At 39.2% G+C, this 19481-nt stretch carries 18 protein-coding genes; 12 read left to right on the top strand and 6 right to left on the bottom strand.

Annotated features, from left to right (window positions below; translation table 11 throughout):
- On the top strand, positions 1-260 hold a 260-nt coding region (locus G496_RS21480), incomplete at its 5' end, for a transposase (RefSeq protein ID WP_027179515.1).
- A gap of 105 nt (positions 261-365) precedes the next feature.
- Here G496_RS21480 and G496_RS0112100 read toward each other — a convergent pair.
- The 4 genes from G496_RS0112100 to G496_RS21290 form a co-directional block, all read right to left on the bottom strand.
- The gene (locus tag G496_RS0112100) at positions 366-1097 is read right to left on the bottom strand and encodes an amino acid ABC transporter ATP-binding protein (RefSeq protein WP_027179514.1); all 732 of its coding nucleotides are present in this window, start codon (positions 1095-1097) and stop codon (positions 366-368) included.
- Complete coding sequence (locus G496_RS0112095; protein WP_027179513.1) at positions 1097-2107, bottom strand: amino acid ABC transporter permease; 1011 nt, start codon at positions 2105-2107, stop codon at positions 1097-1099. The genes G496_RS0112100 and G496_RS0112095 overlap by 1 nt, the downstream gene beginning before the upstream one ends.
- A gap of 139 nt (positions 2108-2246) precedes the next feature.
- Positions 2247-3044 (bottom strand): transporter substrate-binding domain-containing protein, encoded by a 798-nt coding sequence (locus tag G496_RS0112090; protein ID WP_027179512.1) that lies wholly within the window; start codon positions 3042-3044, stop codon positions 2247-2249.
- Between the two features lie 173 nt (positions 3045-3217).
- On the bottom strand, positions 3218-3385 hold the full coding sequence (locus tag G496_RS21290; RefSeq protein ID WP_169725756.1) for a hypothetical protein: 168 nt from the start codon (positions 3383-3385) through the stop codon (positions 3218-3220).
- A 206-nt stretch (positions 3386-3591) separates the two neighbouring features.
- Here G496_RS21290 and G496_RS0112080 point away from each other — a divergent pair, with 206 nt between their 5' ends.
- From G496_RS0112080 to G496_RS0112050, 7 genes are all read left to right on the top strand, one after another.
- Complete coding sequence (locus tag G496_RS0112080; protein ID WP_027179511.1) at positions 3592-4338, top strand: basic amino acid ABC transporter substrate-binding protein; 747 nt, start codon at positions 3592-3594, stop codon at positions 4336-4338.
- An 88-nt stretch (positions 4339-4426) separates the two neighbouring features.
- Positions 4427-5206, top strand: coding sequence for an amino acid ABC transporter permease (locus G496_RS0112075; RefSeq protein WP_027179510.1), 780 nt, complete (start codon positions 4427-4429; stop codon positions 5204-5206).
- The gene (locus G496_RS0112070; protein ID WP_027179509.1) at positions 5196-5933 is read left to right on the top strand and encodes an amino acid ABC transporter ATP-binding protein; all 738 of its coding nucleotides are present in this window, start codon (positions 5196-5198) and stop codon (positions 5931-5933) included. Before G496_RS0112075 ends, G496_RS0112070 begins: the two co-directional genes overlap by 11 nt.
- Positions 5934-6199: 266 nt before the next feature.
- Entirely contained in the window at positions 6200-8155 is a 1956-nt protein-coding gene (locus G496_RS0112065) for a hybrid sensor histidine kinase/response regulator (RefSeq protein ID WP_027179508.1), read from the top strand.
- 37 nt (positions 8156-8192) lie between these two features.
- Positions 8193-9317 carry an AI-2E family transporter gene (locus tag G496_RS0112060; RefSeq protein ID WP_027179507.1) on the top strand — a complete coding sequence of 375 codons (1125 nt, stop codon included), beginning with the start codon at positions 8193-8195 and terminating at the stop codon, positions 9315-9317.
- Between the two features lie 230 nt (positions 9318-9547).
- Entirely contained in the window at positions 9548-10687 is a 1140-nt protein-coding gene (gene mltA, locus G496_RS0112055) for a murein transglycosylase A (protein ID WP_245577914.1), read from the top strand.
- Positions 10688-10703: 16 nt separating this feature from the next.
- Entirely contained in the window at positions 10704-11435 is a 732-nt protein-coding gene (locus G496_RS0112050; protein WP_027179505.1) for an MBL fold metallo-hydrolase, read from the top strand.
- A gap of 79 nt (positions 11436-11514) precedes the next feature.
- Here G496_RS0112050 and G496_RS0112045 read toward each other — a convergent pair whose 3' ends face one another.
- Entirely contained in the window at positions 11515-11718 is a 204-nt protein-coding gene (locus tag G496_RS0112045) for an FmdB family zinc ribbon protein (RefSeq protein WP_027179504.1), read from the bottom strand.
- A gap of 164 nt (positions 11719-11882) precedes the next feature.
- Entirely contained in the window at positions 11883-12902 is a 1020-nt protein-coding gene (locus G496_RS19605) for a hypothetical protein (protein WP_051295011.1), read from the bottom strand.
- 410 nt (positions 12903-13312) lie between these two features.
- On the opposite strand from G496_RS19605, the gene G496_RS0112035 reads away from it, so the two are divergent.
- The 4 genes from G496_RS0112035 to G496_RS0112020 all read left to right on the top strand — a co-directional run bounded on the left by G496_RS0112035 (position 13313) and on the right by G496_RS0112020 (position 19456).
- Complete coding sequence (locus G496_RS0112035; protein WP_027179503.1) at positions 13313-13768, top strand: hypothetical protein; 456 nt, start codon at positions 13313-13315, stop codon at positions 13766-13768.
- Positions 13769-14044: 276 nt separating this feature from the next.
- Positions 14045-15556, top strand: coding sequence for an alkaline phosphatase (locus G496_RS19600; protein WP_051295010.1), 1512 nt, complete (start codon positions 14045-14047; stop codon positions 15554-15556).
- 70 nt (positions 15557-15626) lie between these two features.
- A complete protein-coding gene (locus tag G496_RS0112025; RefSeq protein ID WP_027179502.1) occupies positions 15627-16760 on the top strand; it encodes a YibE/F family protein in 1134 nt (377 codons plus the stop codon).
- A 176-nt stretch (positions 16761-16936) separates the two neighbouring features.
- Positions 16937-19456, top strand: coding sequence for a response regulator (locus G496_RS0112020; RefSeq protein ID WP_027179501.1), 2520 nt, complete (start codon positions 16937-16939; stop codon positions 19454-19456).
- Positions 19457-19481: the final 25 nt, after the last annotated feature.

Raw genomic sequence — 19481 nt, 5'->3', positions numbered from 1 at the left:
AAGAAACCGTTGAGCGTAGTTTTGCTGATGCAAAAGAGCTTCACGGACATCGCTATGCCAGAATGCGCGGCCTCTCGAAGGCTCAAGAACAAAGTCTCCTCTGCGCAGCCTGCCAAAACATGAAGAAAATAGCGCTTATCCTAAGCGCTAGACGCATATTTTCTGATATTTTTAAAACTATTGCCTTCAAAGAGAGTTCCGTTCACTGTTTTGCTTCGAACTTGGGATTTGATCGACCAAATTTAAATTTTTCAAACTAAATCAAACAGAAATAGGGCGTAATAAAACCCCGCTTTCAAAAAAAACGGGGTTAGTCAGCAATCTGAAACCCCGAATAAATTCGGGGTTTTTGTTTATCTTAGTAATTAAAGAATTTGCCGTAAAAAAAGTTGAGTTCTTTCAGACTCTGGATTTTCAAAGAAGTGTTCGGGGTCTCCTTTTTCCAGAATCTGTCCATGGTCCATGAACAGAACTTCGTCAGCAACTTCGCGTGCAAAACCCATTTCATGGGTAACAACGATCATTGTCATTCCTTCTTTAGCAACTGTTTTCATTGCGTCCAGAACTTCTCCGATCATTTCAGGATCAAGCGCGGAAGTTGGTTCATCAAAGAGCAGCACCTTGGGGTCCATAGCCAAAGAACGGGCTATAGCCACCCTCTGCTGTTGTCCACCGGAAAGCTGGGTGGGGTATGCCCCTGCTTTATCATGGATTCCCACTTTTTTAAGTAGGGCCATGGCTTTTTCAGTAGCTTCCTGCTTGCTCCGTTTTCGGACAACCATCTGCGCTATGGTTATATTTTCTAAAACAGTTTTATGCGGAAATAGGTTGAATGATTGGAAAACCATTCCAACTTCTTCTCTGATTTTGTTGATATTTGTTTTTGGGTCCAGAATATCAACATCATCAATAAGAATTTGTCCTGAGTCTGCATATTCCAGTCTGTTCAGACAACGTAGAAAAGTACTTTTACCTGACCCTGAAGGTCCGATAACAACTACAACCTGTCCGGTTTCAATAGTGTGAGAAACATCTGACAGAGCCTGAACCTGATGTGGAATATAAAAATTTTTATAGATATTTTTGACTTCAATCATCAGCGTTGTACCGATCTTTTTTCTAGGTATTGAACAAACATGGAAAATGCGAATGTCAAAACAAGGTAGAGTGCGGCGCAGAGAAACCAGAGTTCAAAAGGCTGAAGACTGGTGCTTACAGCTTCTCTTGTAGCTTTAGTCAATTCTCTGATTGCAATTACTCCAAGTAGCGACGAATCCTTAATCATACTGATAAACTGACCTGCAAGGGGAGGAAGAATCCTTCTGAAAGCCTGCGGCAGTATAATATGTTTCATTGCATGATACTTGGACATTCCAAGAGATCTTGCCGCTTCCATCTGTCCTCTGTTGACAGACTGGATTCCTGCTCTGACAATTTCTGCAACATAAGCTCCTGCAAAAATAGCAAGGGAGGCCACTCCGAACCATATTGGTGGAATTTGTCCTATATCATATTTTTGCAGGATATTATTGATCAGCGTTCCGATTACAAAGTACCATATAAAAATCTGTACGAGCAGCGGTGATCCCCTGATAAGTTCAATATAGGTGATTGCGCTCATTTTTAAGGCAGGGTTTGTCGATATTCTTGCCAGACCTGTGAACAGCCCGATTAGAATAGCGAAAACTATTGCAATAGCACTGACCTGTAAGGTTTTATATAGTCCCTCTAGAAGGATACCTGTTTTCCATTCTTTCCTTACTCCAAGAGTGTCGCCAATGAAGACTGAATCACCTTCATATACGTTTACACTTTTTGCAGGGACTTCATACTGCTCAGAAACTCCATCACCGTTAACAACTATGATGGAATTTTTACCATTTTGTTTGATAGAAGCAATCTGTCCGTCAATATCTGTCGGAATGTCAATTGATGCTTCGTAGTAAAAAAATTTGGGAATCCTGTTCCAGTGCCAGACATAATCTACCTTGCTTGTTGCATAGTACAGTCCAAAAAGGACGCAGAATAGTCCGATAAAGAAAACTGTTTTCCAGAATATATTGTAACCTGGTCCTTTTCGAGGATCAGAAGAAGATGGTCCGCTCATATTTAAACTCGTTGTGCCTGACCTGCTTGAAGACGGTCAAAAATTTCAACACATGATTTAGTCTTATAAAAGTTTATGCACTAGACTTTTACCGGACCGGGGAGATTTAAATCTCCCCGGGACTATAATTTATATGCTCTTACTGGAGTGATTTCTTCCAGTTGGTGCTTTTAAACCATTTTGCATAGAGTTTTTCGTATCTGCCGTCATTTTTAATCTGCTGCATGAAGTTGTTGATGAAATTGAGGAAATCAGGATCACCCTTACGAATTCCCCATGCAATTGGTTCATAAGTAAAAGGTTTATCGAGGAAAAAGAGTTTCTTTGCACCATGGTCAGCCATGAAAAGTGCGTTGAAGGGCAGATCATAAACCATTGCGTCAGCCTGTCCGTTTGCTACAGCCATGGCCGCATCTGTTTCTGTGTCGAAAGATTTGTAGTGTGCTTTGGGGAAGTAGCGTTTTGCAGCCTGTTCACCTGTTGTTCCGAGCTTCGCTACAAGAGTGTATTCAGGAGAGTTGAGATCTCTGTGAGATTTAACTTTGCCTTCATGTTTTTTGTTTACGATTACAGTCTGTCCTACGGTGATAATCGGTTCTGCAAAGTTGACCTGAAGGTTGCGTTCCTGAGTTACGGTCATACCTGCTGTAATGATATCTACTTTATCTGTTTTGAGTGCAGGGATAATACCATCAAAGGCCATGTTTACCGGAACAAATTTAACACCCATAGCTTTTGCCAGTTCACGGGCAAGGTCTATTTCGAAGCCGATAAATTTACCGGTCTTATCTGTCATTTCAAACGGAATGTAACCTGAGTCAATCCCGCAACGAAGTTCATTGCGTTTTAATACTGAGTCAATTGTTGAGACTGCAAATGCGTTGGCTGTGAAGCCCAGGATCATAACCAGGGCAAGCAGCAGACTGATCTTTTTCATTACGTCACTCCTTCCAGCAAAAAAGTTATAATAGTAAACAATCGGCATAGCCGAACCATTAAAATCCGGAGCATAATCCCTAAAGCTGACTAGCGTGGCGGCAGTCAGGATTTTTCCCATCTTATGAGCCGGATTTATATCATTAATTAGAACGGGACGGATTTAATATCCGATCAACCGTATTTTCCTTCAGTCAAAACTTCTTTAACAACCATTTCTATTTTGCAAACAGGGCAGGTCGGCATGGATTCCCTTGGGAAGTATACAATCTGTGTTTCTCTGCACTTCGGGCAGATAACCTCAACCGCTTCCTGTCTTTCTTCTTTTTGATGATTAATCATAGTTTTCCTCATTTGCTTAAGAATCGGTAACTCCTACATGTGATTGGCAGAAATTACAAGATACGAAAAAATCAAGGCGTTGATTTAGTTATTAAGGAAACAATATTGTATATAAAAAGGAAAGTTGACACGAGTATTAAATTGTATAATTTTCAATGTTGTCATTTTGAAGGCTGTTTTTTCAATTAATTTAGGGAGGAATTTAAATGTTCAGAAAAGTTTTTCTGATTGTTCTAGCTATGACGTTCGTTGCCAGCGCAGCTTTTGCAGGAGCTAAAAAGGTTATTTCAATAGCTTCGGACTGCACATGGCCACCGATGGAATTTGTTAATTCTGACAAAGAAATTGTCGGTTTTTCCGTTGATCTTATGAAAGCGGCAGCCAAGGCTGGTGGATATGACATTAAAATTTCCAACACAGCTTGGGATGGTATTTTTGCAGGCCTTAAAGCCGGAAAATATGATGCTATCTGCTCTTCCGTTTCAATTAACGAAAAACGTAAAAAAGCAATGAATTTTACAGTACCTTATTTTGAGGTCAAGCAGGCTGTTGTTGTTCCTAAAGACAGTGATGCCAAAGATCTTTCCGCATTTTCCGGTAAGCCTGTAGGAGCTCAGATCGGTACAACCGGATATTTTGCAATTAAAAAAGCTGAAGGTGCTGTTGCCAAATCTTATGATGAAATAGGCCTCGCTATGGAAGACCTCTACAATGGCAGGCTTTCAGCAGTTGTTTGTGATGATCCTATCGCTGCAAACTATGCCCTTCAGAATAAGCAGTATGCCACCAAGCTGAAAATTGCTTTTATTGTGAAAAGTGATAACCCGGAATACTATGGTGTCGCTGTAAATAAAAAGAATAATGAAGTCCTTGATCTCCTTAATAAGGGAATTGAAGCTGTTAAAAAGAATGGCGAATATGACCGTATCAAAGCTAAATGGTTTGGAAAATAGCTGAGATTTAATCCGGACTAAGATGATAACTGCAGACCGGAACCGGAAGACTCCGGTTCCGGTCTTATTCTGAGGGGCCGATAAGATTATGGCAGACAAAGTTGTTAAAATTGACGTTACAGATGGTGCCAGCATTCCCAAAACAGGTGACGGGATAATAAGTGCATGGTGGGTATCATTTATCGGAGCGATTTCAATAATCGCGTATCTGGTAATTGCCCAGCCCGATCCTTACAAAGATATTTTATTATTTGTTCCAGACGGGATACTGGTTACCTTTAAAGTTACTATTTTTTCTATCATGGGGGCTTTGGTTCTCGGGCTGCTCACAGGTCTGGGAAGGCTTTCTAAAAATAAACTGATAAACCTGATAGCTTCTACTTATGTTGAAGTTGTTCGCGGTATTCCCCTTCTTGTTCAGCTTTTTTACATTTATTACGCTTTGGGAAGATTTTTTACTGTTCCCGATACTCTTTCCGCAATTATCGCAATGAGTGTCTGTTATGGAGCATATATGGGTGAAGTTTTCAGGGCTGGCATTGAGTCTATTGATGACGGGCAGACCGAAGCATCCCGTTCTTTAGGATTTAATTCTCGTCAGACCATGTTCATGGTTATTCTTCCTCAGGCATGGCGGACAATACTTCCTCCTGTCGGCAATGAATTTATTGCATTACTTAAGGATACTTCACTTGTCTCGATTATCGCTGTTGCGGATATTTTGCGTAGAGGGCGTGAATTTGCCGCTGAAAGTTTCAATTATTTTGAAACTTATACCATGATCGCGCTGCTGTATCTGCTGATTACACTGATTCTTTCCAGAGGGGTCAGCTATATGGAAAAGAGGTTGAGCCAGTATGAAAAATGATTCAATAATTAAAATCAGCAATGTTTATAAATTTTTCGGTAAGCTTGAAGCTCTGTCTGATGTTTCTTTGGAAGTTAAGCCGGGTGAAAAGGTAGTTATTCTTGGCCCTTCAGGATCAGGTAAGAGTACTTTGCTGCGATCTATCAACAGGCTTGAAGAAATAGACAGGGGTGAAATCCTTGTCGATGGTAAAAATGTTCATGATCCGCAAAATGACATCAATGCCATCAGGCAGGAACTGGGAATGGTTTTTCAGTCATTCAACCTTTTCCCTCATAAAAGTGTTCTGGAAAATTTAACAATGGCCCCGATGAAATTGAAGGGAATATCAAAAGACGAAGCAATCCATACCGGTATGGATCTTTTGAACAAGGTCGGGATTAAAGATAAAGCCGATGTTTATCCTTCCAAACTTTCCGGTGGTCAAAAGCAGCGTGTTGCCATTGCGAGAGCTTTGGCGATGAATCCCAAAATTATGCTGTTTGATGAACCCACCTCGGCTCTTGATCCTGAAATGATCGGTGAAGTTCTTGATGTTATGAAAAATCTGGCGATTGAAGGGATGACAATGGTTGTTGTTACCCACGAAATGGGCTTTGCCCGCGAAGTTGCCGACCGTATTATTTTCATGGATCATGGTAAAATTATTGAATCTGCTCCACCTGAAGAATTTTTTAATTCTGCAGAGCATCCGAGGCTTAAACAGTTTCTTGATCAGATTTTATAGTTTTTCGCAATAAAATCGGCTTTTTTTAGTAAAATGGCGGTCATTTTAGATGGCCGCCATTTTTTTGTTATCTTGATTTAAAAAAAGAATTATGATTTTATTCTGAAATAAAAATAGTAATGTAAGTTGGGATGATAGAACGTTACTTTTATTTTTGGCAGCCAGATCTCTTTATTGTTTAATGAAACTCTTTTGTGTATGTCATTATCTTCTTGGCAATTTTGAATATATTTACTTTTGAATAATTATCGGAGGCAAAAAAGCTGATGGGCGGCAAGAGAATTCTGGTCGTGGATGACGAAAAAATAGTCAATCTCGACATTCAGGTAACCCTGCGCAGGCTTGGATATGATATCGCCGGTGAAGCCGTAACTGGCGAAGAAGCCCTGCAAAAGGCAGCTTCTCTTTCACCCGATCTTGTTTTAATGGACATTAAGCTCCGTGGAGAAATGGACGGTATTGAAGCCGCTGATTTAATTATCAGAAATAATGATATTCCAGTTGTTTTTCTCACTGCTTATTCTGATGAGCAGACTCTTAACAGAGCTAAATTGTCCGGCCCGTTTGGATACCTCCTCAAACCTTTTGAAGAGCGTGATCTTCGTTCTGCTATTGAGGTCGCTTTATATAAGCACACAATGGAGCAGGACCTGAAGCTTGCCATTAGAGAAGCTGAATCTGCAAATGAAGCTAAAAGTTCATTCTTAGCCACTGTCAGTCATGAATTAAGAACTCCTATGAATGGTATCATGGGACTGACCGATATCTTACTCAGTTCAAGAATAAACGCTGAGCAGCGTGATTATCTCAAGCTGATCAAAGAATCTGCCGCTTCACTTTTAGGCGTTCTGAATGATCTTCTGGATTACGCAAAAATAGAAGCCAGAATTCTTGAACTTAGAGAAGGCGTTTTCGATCTGAAAAAAAGTTTGCAGGCAACGATACAGGCTCACGAATCTTTAGCTAAGAGAAAAGGTCTTTTTCTTGAGTGTAATATAGATCCAGATGTCCCCTTAGCCCTGAAGGGAGATTCCGGCAGATTATCGCAAATTTTGAATAATTTAGTCAGTAACGCAATTAAATTTACTGATGATGGTGGTGTGGTCGTCGAAGTTTTTGTCAAGCGTGGCCTGCCCGATAAAAATATTCAGTCTGCCAAAATTGTATTGGAATTTTCTGTTTCTGATACCGGAGTAGGCATCCCTCAGACCAAGGCTGATAAAATTTTTGAGAGTTTCACTCAGCTTGAAAATTATATGACTCGCAATAAAGGCGGGGTAGGTCTTGGACTTACGATTTCATATAAGCTTGTTTCAATGCTACGTGGTGAAATATGGATGGAAACGGAACCAGCTCAGGGCAGTGATTTCCATTTTACTGCGGAGTTTGAGCTGGCCGGTAAACAAAAGAAAAGCGATGAGCAGAGCATTTCTGCACAGGTTTCTAAATTTTCAAAGCCTTACCGTATTCTTCTCGCCGATGATAATATGATTACGAGACGTGTTGTTGAAACTTTTCTAGGTCGAATGGGATGCGAGCTGGAAATTGTTGAAAATGGTATCGAAGCTATTAACATGCTTGAAAAGAAAAATTTTGATCTCGTAATCATGGATGTCCAGATGCCTGTTATGGACGGGTTTGAAGCTACAAGGATTATCCGCTCCGGCAAAACAAAAAATATCAGGAAGGATATTCCTGTGCTGGCTTTGACCGCCCATGCTATGAAAGGAGACCGCGAGAGATGTCTCGATGTCGGAATGAGTGGATATCTTGCTAAACCGGTCAGTGCAGGCAGTCTGATGTCAGGGATTATGTCGGTTCTTGATGCTGCTGAAAATGATGCTGATTCTACAAAAAATTTCAAAAAAAATGATAGTGATCCTGTACTGGATATAGAAGGCACTCTTGGAAGGTTTGAAGGTAATGACGCTTTGGTCCGTGAAGTTTACAGTCATTTTATGAGAACTCTGCCGGGACATGTGGCCAAGCTGGATGAATTCAGTGAAGTGTGTGACGTTGACTCAATGGTTGAGCAGGCAGGAATAATAAGAGGGATGGCTCTTGATGCCGGAGCAAAGCAGATAAGCAGATCTACTGTTGATATTGAAAAGACTGTAAGAACAGCGGATATTGATGCTATACAGAAGGCTGTTTCAAAGTTGAAAAAGCAGTCTGATCTGACATTGTCAGCGATGGCTGAATATCTGTTTAAATCTGATTAACAAACCTATTGCCATTTCTTTAATTTCAAGGTGAATCATGATTCCTGCTAAAAATGAGCTTTTAAAGAGCTCTAAAATATACACAATATCTCTTCTTCTGCTTCTTTTTATATCTCTGGCTCTTGGCTACGCCGTCATAAGGCCGTTTTTAAATACCGTCATTATTTCAATTGTTCTGGCTGGATTGTTTTACCCTTTGAGCTGCCGGATAAGTTCACATATAGGCGGCAGGAAAGGGGTGGCAGCCTTTTTAACTGTGGTCATAATTGTTTTCGCAATCATCATTCCGGCTGTGTTCTTTTTTTTCGGGTTGCTTGGTCAGGGTGTTGATTCAGTTACAGCTATTAACAACTGGATAAAAACTACAGATTTTTCATCTCTCGTAAGCTCCTACAAGTTTGATTATTATATCAAATTAATTCAGGCGAAGTTACCTTTTATTCATATAGACAGTGGTGATATCCAGTCCAGAATATTGGAAATATCTCGAACTTTCGGCCAGATGATGTTGACCTCCGGTACCTGGATAGCAGGTAACACCGCCAGCCTTTTTGCCCATTTCTTAATTATGGCCTTTTTGGTTTTTTCTTTTCTAAAGGATGGGCATCGCATCATAAAACGAGTCTGCTATCTTTCTCCACTGAGGATAGAACAGGAAAATTTTATCATCACAAGTCTTCGTAAAGTTTCTAAGTCTGTTTTATTCGGCAGTATTTTTATTGCTATGCTCCAAGGTCTTGTTGGCGGAATAGGTCTGGCCCTAGTAAGCATCCCGGCTTTATTCTGGGGAACACTTATGGGATTCTGTTCACTGATTCCTGTACTGGGTACCGGGATAGTCTGGGTTCCAGCTCTGATTTATCTATTAATAGTCGGGAAATATACAGCAGCTCTTTTTCTTTTATTATGGTGTGGAATTTTAGTTACAGGAATCGATACGGTTCTAAGACCAATAATTGTTAGAGAATCTTCACGAGTTTCAACTATTTATGTATTTTTATCCATTTTAGGCGGTATTAATGCTTTTGGAGCTTTAGGATTGCTTTATGGACCGTTAGTTTTGACCTTCCTCATGGTTATGCTGGATATTTACGGTGAAGAATTTAAAGACGTTCTTGATAGTAGAAACGCATATTGTCTTGACGATAATGAGGAAGATTAGTTTTTAGTATAAATGTCAAAGGGCATATAGTTTCTTAAGTAAAAATTATTTTTGCTTGCATTTGCATTTTGTTTAAGTAACCTCTCCTCCTTGAATCAGTTATTTTCGAAATTCTTAAATCTAATCAAGCCTAATTATAGCATTTAAATTTAATTATTATGAAATATTGTCGTGTAGTTATTCTGATAGTTTCAGCATTATTCGTCATTGGTTTTTCCGGGTGTGCTTTTATGCATGAGAGCCGTGAACCGGGAAAGGATTATGTGCGCCTTCCAGATAATAAGGTTGAATCCCTGATAAGAAGGCTTACTGAAGAATCAGGGCCTGATTTTAACTGGAATGATCTTGAAGCTGGAATCAAGCATAATATCGATTATCTATCGCACAAAAATCCTGATGGAGTGGCTGTAAAATACGGGACATTTAAAATCAGCTGGAAAATGTTGCTGGAGACTAATGTTGAGCTGTTAAAGCTGCTTCCTCAACTTAATGAACATCCTGAGCTTCTTGAAGACAGTTTCATCTGGTTTGGGCTTGAGCCAAGAACTTTTATGACCGGGTATTATGAGCCGTGGCTTGAAGCTTCAGATAAACAGACTCCTGAATATCCTTATCCGTTGTACCGGGTACCTGATGATCTTAAAACTGTAAATCTGGGTGACTTTCATCACCGCTGGTCCGGACAGAAATTACTGTACCGTGTAGTTGATGACCATATTGAGCCTTACTTCAGTCGGGAAAAAATAGATTATGAAAAAGTTCTTAAAGGAGAGGGGCTGGAAATAGCCTGGGTTAAAGATCTGGTAGATGTTTTTATTCTCCAGATACAGGGTTCAGGACGGCTGGTCTTCCCTGACGGCAGCATAAAGCATGTTCTGTATGCCGGGAAAAATGGTTTAAAGTATGTGTCCTTGGGAAAGGTTCTTATCAACAGAGGGTTGATGCCTAAAGAAGGGATGAGCATGCAGAAAATTCGTAAATTTCTTGAAGAGCATCCCTACATGGTCCATCAACTTCTTATTACCAATCCAAGTTATGTCTTTTTCAGGCTTGATGACGAGGGACCCTTCGGATCTATGAACAGGGCACTTACTCCAATGTCCAGCATAGCGGTTGATCGTAAGGTGATACCCCTTGGGGCTGTTGCAGCTTTGACAACCAATCTTCCTACAAAAGAATCTGATGTCACTAAATCGTTCGCAAAACTCGTGATGGCTCAGGATACAGGTGGAGCCATTAAGGGGACTAGGGTGGATCTTTTTTGTGGATCAGGTGATTATGCAGAGTTTCTTTCAGGGCATCTCAGATCCTATGCCCATGTTTATCTTCCTGTAAGCCGGGCTTTTTTTGAATCTGAATGTGAACAGTAGCAAGGTTGAAGAGTTAATGCCTGATGTTCGTATAGTTCATATTTTTCATAATTGTTTTGTATTGAAAACTTCTGAAGATGTTCTCGTTTTTGATGTTCCTGCTGAAAAAAAGCAATTTAAGAGTCATATGCAGGCCTTGGAAAAAGAGATTACAGGTCAGAATATAACGATTTTTATTTCGCATAGTCATTCTGACCATTTTGATATTAACTTACGTAAAACTTGTTCCAGTGCCGCTTCTTTAAAGATTATTGCCAGTGATGATATTTTAGATATGTATCCTGATTTTGAAGGTGAAGATGTTTTGTCTGTTGAACCTGATGCTGAATATCACGAAGGGCAGATGAGTATAAAAACCTTGATCTCAAATGATCTCGGGGTGGCATTCATAATTACCTTGAAGAACGGACTTAAAATTTATTTTGGTGGGGACCTTGCTCAATGGGATTGGGAAGAGGCTCCTGAAGCGCAACGAAATTTTGCAGCTAAGTTCTTTAAGGATGCAGTAAGTAAAATTGCCGCAGAAGGTATAGATATAGGTTTTTCAAATGTTGATAGAAGGCTTTCCAGTCTTGCTGGTGCTCCTTATTTCGCTCAGCATGTGAAACCTAATCTTTTTATTCCTATGCATGCTTTTGGCAGAACTGCATGGCTGGAAGATATTGATAGCAGACTGGGAATAGCTGCGGATAAATGTTTTATTTATCGTAAGACTGGAGATTTTGTTATTTACCATCAGGGATTTTAAGAATTATTATAGATATTTTAATTAAAATCAGTATGTTATTTTAAAAGCGTATCTTCAACCAAAGATACGCTTTTAAAATTTATTGATGACATTTGCACGGTGGAAGTTTGTAACCACCTTTTCCTGATGGAATTCCATTCGGGCGAACATTTCCGCAAGAGAGCAGTTTTTCGCATTTTTTATTTCCACAATCAGGACATTCTGCAACGACTTCTTTTCCGGGCATTACCAGATTGTCAAATTCTTTGCCGCATTTCGGGCATTTAAATTCAAATATTGGCATTTTTTACTCCTTATCAGGGCAGGGATATTTCCGGATAAAAAGAATATTTTATCCCGGCATAATTGCTTATGCTGTTTTAAGCTCCTCCCTGCAAACGACGTTAATAGAGGTATGTAAAAATCGTATGCTTTTCAAGCCCTGATAGAGGATCATTTTGCAATAATCTAAATATCCATTGAGAAAAGTGTTCCACCGTAATCCATTCCACGCTGGGCAAAAAAGCCGTTCATTTGAGAGTAGACGCTGCTGGCCTGTTGATCCTGCTGATCCTGAATGTCTTTTGCTTTATTTAACAAGGTGTCAATATAACCGTTTGTTTCCTGCAATTCCTGAAGTTCATCATCGCTCAGGTCTCTGGTTTTACTTGTTTCTGTAAGCTCGTTAATGCGACTGTTAAGTTTCCAGAAAAGATTTTTTTCAGTCGAGCTTAAACCTTCGGTAGCCAGATTGCCTACTATCTGTTCCATCTCGTCTAAAATCTCGTTGGCTCGTTTTTTATCTTCTTCCGTCAGCTCTTTATGTTCGTAGCCATAAATTTTATCTATCTGTTTATTTAAATCGTCAGCTTTTTCCTGTTCTTCAGCTGTGAGCTCTTTAGGACCTTCTATTCCGAAAATATCCTTGATCTCATCTTCAATGCTTTTTTCTTTACGCTTTTCTGCTGCGTTGAGGACTCTTCCTTCAGGATAGTGTAATTTTTTCAGTTCCCATTTTAAACTTTCAGCTCTTTGAAGATCGCTCCCTTCTGGTTCCTTGGTGGGTTTTAATTTATAGAGTTCATCAAGCTGATCCTGAAGGTCGTCAACCTGACTTTGTTCTTCCTGTGTAAGTTTTTTCATTTCATCAGGTATGCCACTCATTTTATTGAGCTCTGCCTCAAGTTCATGGTATCTGGCTATCTGTTCTTCTTTAAGGTTTTCGTTTTTGTCTACCCCATATATTTGATCGATCTGGCCGAAATAAGAATTGACCTGATTTTGTTCATCAGAGTTCAAAAGCATGCTGCCAACATTGAACTGCATCTGAATTTGTTTTTTTATCTTTGAAGCCTGAATGGAAGTATTGAAGCTTGAAGCAGCTCTTTCCATTTTTGATTTTGAACTATTTTGAGTTGTCCCATTAGAATTGGGACCGTAAATCCCTGTCTGATATTGAAGTCTTGCGGCTGAAGTTGAGGCTATCATCTCTAAGCTCCATTTTCCTTTGTTTATAAAAATATAGAAAATTTAAGCAAACTTCATGCCTGTAAAAAACAGGAAAATTATTCCATTTAATGAAGCTCCAGAGAGAATATTTTAAGGAGAAGTTTATTTTTAAAATTTTTGCGTGAAGAAATTTCCGGTGTCGAGTTAATATCTGCAGTTTTTAAGCATTAAAGATCGATTGAGGTCAGTTGATTTTATAAATATGAGCTTCACAGGATTATTTGAGAAGAAATAAATACAATCTTGTAGATATATAGTGTAGCTCTTTGAAATATTATGCTAAAATTGAAAAAAAAGGCTTTTTATACCAGTAAATTCTTGATTTGGGAGGACCATTAAAGTATGTTCACTTCCTCACAATCAAACACGACCATTTAGGAGGAGTTGTAATGAGCGCAGCTACTGAAAAAGTGCACCAATTTGAAGATTATCAGAAAAAGTCTGAAGTGACCCCGGAAAATTTCACTGACGGCATTACTGATAACGCTCACAAAGACATGGGAAAAATCGCAGTCATAATATCCATCATGGCTGTAGTTCTTCTCGTAGTTTTCTTTTACGGTCTTAATCAGAACCTTGTAGGTCTGACTTCAGAAGTTAAAGATCTTCAGTCTGTTCGGGGCGAAGTCGCTTCTTTGAACAGCCAGATGAATACTGTTGATTCAAGACTCGGAGAACTGGAAAAAATGCCTCAGCGCACCAGAAATATCATTATGGATGGCATTATCGAGGAAATGAACCAGAAAGCAGGCTACATCAGCCAGCAGGTTAGCGAGGATGATCAGGCAAAACTCGCTAAAGTTCAGGAGCTCCTCAAGGACGTTCAGTCCGGCCTCCAGAAATAGTTTTAACCCTTTTAAAGGGTATAAGGCGCAGAAGTTTTGCTTCTGCGCCTTTTTTATTTGTAGCATGTCAAAAATATCTGCCAATTCACTTTCAAATTGTTTTTTGCTTTTCAATTTAGTTATCAGTTTAATTCAATGTGTTATAAGTACATTAATTAACTAATTGGTCAGGTTAACATATTCGCCGTCCATCCGTGACATTTTCTTAACACATTATTGGTAACTCTCTGCGTGGTTTGAATAGATTTATATTCTAAACAAAATGAGGAAAAAAACATGACTGTTTGTGGAAAATTCAAGACCCTATTGCTTACTGGATTGATTGTTGCTGTCTCCGCAACAACTCCGGCTTTTGCCAAAACTAAAAAGGTTTCGGTTTATAATGGTAAACCGGCAAAGTACGTTTTTCTTTTCATCGGAGACGGAATGGGTATCCCCCAGAGAATGGCTGCCGAACATTTTATAGGCAAAAAACTCACCATGGATCAGATGCCGGCTCAGGGGCTGACAACTACTTATGCCGCAGACCGTTTTATTACCGGGTCTGCCGCTGCTGCAACTGCTATTGCTACCGGACAGAAAACAAATATTGGTATGCTCGGTATGCGTCCTGATCAGCGTCATGTAAAATCCGTAGCTGAAATGGCCCGTGATATGGGTAAAAAAGTTGGTATTGTTTCCAGTGTATCTATCGACCATGCAACTCCTGCAGGTTTTTACGCACATGTTCCTGCTCGCGGTCAGTATTATGATATTGACGTAGCTCTTTCTGAAAGTAATTTTGATTTCTTCGGTGGTGGAGGACTCAAAGATCCCACAAATAAAAAGAAAAATTCATCTGATTTCCGTGGAAATGCTTTAGATCTTATCAAAAAGGCCGGATATCGGGTTGTAACAAATAAAGATGACTTTATGTCTCTCAAGCCTTCTGATGGAAAAGTTATTGCTTGGAACGCATGGCTTCAGGATGCAAAAGCGCTGCCTTATGCAATGGATATGAGTTCCAAGGACATCACTCTGCCTGAGTTCACTTCCAAAGCTATTGAAATGCTCGACAACCCCAAAGGTTTCTTCCTCATGGTCGAGGGTGGAAAAATTGACTGGGCCTGTCATGCTAACGATGCTGCCGCCTTTATTCACAATACCGTTGCCTTTGATGACTCCATTGCAAAGGCTGTAGATTTTGCCAAAAAACATCCTGATGAAACATTGATTGTTGTTACTGGTGACCATGAGTGTGGTGGACTCACACTCGGATTTGCTGGAACAAAATATCAGTCCTATTTTAATGCTCTGACTCCTCAGGATATTTCCTTCCAGCAGTTTACTGATCAGGTGGTAGACCTTTGGAAGAAAGAAAATAAAGGTCAGAAATTTGAAACTTTTGAACCAACTATAACTCACTATTTCGGACTTAAATTTGCCGGAAATGCTAAAAAAGATCCTATGGTTGTGAAAGACTATCAGCTCGCAATGCTTAAGGATGCCTATCAGCGTACTATGAGCGGTGAAAAAGTCGGCGACCCTGAACTTTACAATATGTATGGAAGTTATGATCCCCTGACCGTTACCATTACTCATATCCTTAATAATAATGCTGGTCTCGGATGGACTTCTTTCAAACATACAGCCGTACCTATTTCAACTTCCGCAATGGGCGTTGGTAGTTCTGTTTTCGATGGCTACTATGACAATACGGATATAGCTCTTAAAGTAATGTCCGTTCTGGGCGCCAAACCTTCAGTAAAAATCGTTGATAACGGATCAGCTAAACTTGCTTCTAACTAATAAAAATTATTTATAATCTTTTGATACAGGGTGGAGCATAGTCTTCACCCTGTTTTATTTAGGATTAATTATGTCATTTTCTGTTAAAAATCTGGATAAAGACGCTCTGCTGGTTCTTTTTTTTGCAGTACTCACAGTGGCAATGTATTTTATGCCTACAGAGTACGAAGGACGTATCGCCGGTAACGCTGAAAGGGTCCGTGGCGAAATTCTTTCTGTAAATAATTCCGATGTTCATATGTTCGGCATGGTTAAGACCGGACCTCAACAGGTTAAACTTAAAATCCTGAATGGAAAATTCAAGGGAAGGGTTCTTGAAGCCCAGAACGATCTGCTGGGACGTATGGATAAAGATAAACTGTTCAGTCCCGGAGATACTGCTTTTGTAGTTCTTTCGTTAAATGATAATGGGGATATTGTTTATGCCAATCCTCAGGACCACTACCGTATAGCAACTGAACTTTGGCTTCTTGGAGTTTTTGCCCTACTTTTAATTGTCTTTGGCGGCTGGACAGGGGCAAAGGCTTTGCTGTCATTTCTTTTTACAGCAATGGCCATATGGAAGATTCTAGTTCCATGGCTTCTTAATGGTTATAATCCTGTTATCCTTACTATGACTATCGTCATTATCCTTTGCGCAGTTATCATATTCATGGTTGCAGGAATAAACCGTAAAGGGACTGTAGCTTTTATCGGGGCTATCTCAGGTGTTATTTCAAGCAGTCTGATCGCAGTATATTTCACTTACAGTCTTAATCTGCATGGTGCAGTTATGCCATTTGCTGAAACTCTACTGTACTCTGGATACGGGCATCTTGATCTTACCAAGATATACATAGCTGCTATATTTTTGGCCTGTTCAGGTGCGGTAATGGATTTGGCAATGGATGTTTCCGCAAGTATGGCTGAGGTCGTGCTCGCTCATCCGGGAATATCACGTATTGAGGCTTTGAGGTCAGGACTTAGAGTAGGTCGCGCTGTTGTTGGAACGATGACAACTACTTTGCTGCTTGCCTACTCAGGAGGCTTTATAACTCTTCTGATGGCTTTTATGGCTCAGGGTGTACCTGTAGAGAATACTTTCAATTTTATTTATGTTTCAGCTGAAGTTGTAAAAACTATTGCCGGAAGTTTCGGACTGGTAGCAGTTGCTCCTTTTACAGCTGTCGCAGGCATGTTCATATATGTTTCCAAGTCAAAATAATAATTAATACTTTGTTCCGGGAAGCCTTCTCAGCAGTAACAATATTCCCTTGCTGCGAGGTAATTACTTTCCAAAGTTTCATTTACTATTTATATTGCATGTGTCTTATTATACATATCGTATTTTTTTAGAGTGTTAAGAAGATAATGTACTAATTATAATAAATGGGATTGTTAATGATTGAATGGCGGTCTTTTTTAAGTCTTCCCGGGATTTCTTTCCGTTTAAGTGTTATCTATCTTTCTTGTATCTTAATTGTTTTTTCTTTCGGTGTAATATTTCTCGATTCAGTGTATGCCGTTATAATTCTGTCTTCTTGCCTCTTATGTGTAATACTTATTACAGCAATTATTCTATTTTATTCTTCAAATGAAGATAATGACTATAAAAATTTAAAAAATATTGATTATAACAAACAAAAATCAATAGTTAATCAACTTAGCTATCAAAAAAAATGTTTTACTAAATCTAACTCAGGTGGAAATAATTTTAAATTTATTAATAGCAGACTTTTCAGTACCATTAGAGCTGGAATTATAATTGCTGAACCAGTAGCTAATAAGATTATTGATGCTAATCCATTTGCTCTTAAAGTTTTAGAAAATGAACTTGAAGATATAAAAGGTCATTCATTACATGAATTTTTTGTTCCTTTTGCTGAAGACTGCCCGATATGCAATGATAGTAATGAAGAACTTTGGAATTATTGTTTACGTTCTGTTCACAATAAGGATTTATACATTATCTTAACAGTTTCATCATTTAAAGGTTCAAAAGGTGAGCGGCTTCTACTCGAAACTTTTATTGATATCAGTGAGCTTGAACTAACCAAAATTGCGTTGGAGCAAGCTGTAAAGCAGGCCGAAGAAGCTAATAACGCTAAAAGTTTATTTCTGGCCAGTATGAGTCATGAGATACGCACGCCTATAAACACTATTCTCGGGATGACTGAACTGTTGCACCGGACTGATATCGACCCGGAGCAAAAACGGTATATTGATATAGCCAGATCATGCGGTCAAAACATGCTCGGTCTTTTTGGAGAGATTCTGGATTTTTCTAAGATAGAATCCGGTAATATCGAGCTTGAAGAAAATGATTTTGATTTAAGGGATGTCATAAGTAAAACCGTTGAAGAAATCGCTCTGACGGCACACAAGAAAGGGCTGGAAGTTGCGGTTGTGGTTTCAGAAGATGTCCCTTTATTGTTGAGAGGTGATTTTCTCAGACTACAGCAGATTTTGGCTAACTTGATGGTTAATTCGTGCAAATTTACTGATTCCGGTGAGATTATTCTTGAGGTGGAATTTCTTAGCAGAGAGACTGAAAATTCAGGAAGATTGGTTTTTAAAGTTAGTGATTCCGGAAGAGGGATTCCTGAATCCAGACTGGATGATATTTTCGATAGCTTCACTCAGGTTTCGGTAGATGATCTGAATAGTGGTGGAATCGGTCTCGGGCTTTCTATTTGCAAGAAGCTGGCGTGGATGATGCGGGGTAAAATTTCAGCTTCAAATCTTCTACAGGGTGGGGCTGAATTCTGTTTTGAAGCTGTATTTAAATTTTTGGAGGATCAGAGCGAGGAATCTCTTATAGATATTACCGGGATGAAAATGCTTGCGGCTGTCCCCAATATTCATGTCGCAAAGAGCTTAGAAGGTCTTGCTGTAAAGTTTGGTGGGAACCTTGAATGTGTCTATGATTCTGTTGAATTGTTAAAAACTGTCGCAGCAAAGCATAAATTTGATGTAATTTTTATTGATGTTTCAATTACGGAATTAATTACAGACCTTTTAAATGAGATATTAAAATATTCAGCAGATCTAAAAATAGTTTTATTGGTTAAGTTAAATGAACTAGGATCGAAATCGTTTCAGCAAAAACATCCATTAGTAAAAGCTGTTATCGTAAAGCCTGTCCATGAATTGAATTTTATTGAAACTTTTGCCTCGTTATTTCCTAATGAAAACTATCTGGAAAAGAAAATGATCAGCTCAAAACAGGATTGTTTTGAGAAAGGGACCAGTGTTCTGCTTGCTGAAGATAATTATTATAACAGAATGCTGGTTAGAAGTTTGCTGGAAGGATGTGGAATTGAGCTGGTAGAGGTTGTTAATGGAGCTGAAGCCGTTGAACAATTTAAGGTTAGAACTTTCAGTATTGTTTTGATGGACGTAAAAATGCCGGTAATGGATGGAGTTGAAGCTATAGGCAGGATTCGTAGCTATGAAAAAGAGAAACAGCTTCACAGAACTCCAGTGGTAGCTTTTACAGCAAATGTTTTTAAAGAAGACATAGACAGCTATTTTGAAGCTGGTTTTGACAGTACTTTATCTAAGCCAGCCTCATACTCTCAGTTGATTGATGTATTTAGGGAATATTGTTTTAAAAAGGGCGGCGAGGATATTTCTACTCCATCTCAGGCGGATATGAAGATTTCTAAACTAAAGCTGGAGTTCTATGAGTATGTGGTTGAAGGCTGTGAAAGAATTCTTAACAAGTTAATACCTTCTGGAGATTGGGATACTGTTTTCAGCATCGCACATGATTGGAAAGGCACAGGTTCCGGGTATGGTTATCAGGATGTTACGACTGTAGGGGATGAGGTCTGCCTGTTTATCCGTGAAGGAAAAGTTGAGCAGGTCGCAGAAGTCCTCGAGGATTTTTTGCTTTCATATAAAGAAAAACGGCCATGAAAATATTCACAGCCGTTTTAATTGT

The sequence above is a fragment of the Maridesulfovibrio bastinii DSM 16055 genome, assembly GCF_000429985.1.
In the GTDB taxonomy this organism is placed as follows: Bacteria; Desulfobacterota; Desulfovibrionia; order Desulfovibrionales; family Desulfovibrionaceae; genus Maridesulfovibrio; species Maridesulfovibrio bastinii.
This window is presented reverse-complemented; position numbering and strand designations above follow the sequence as displayed.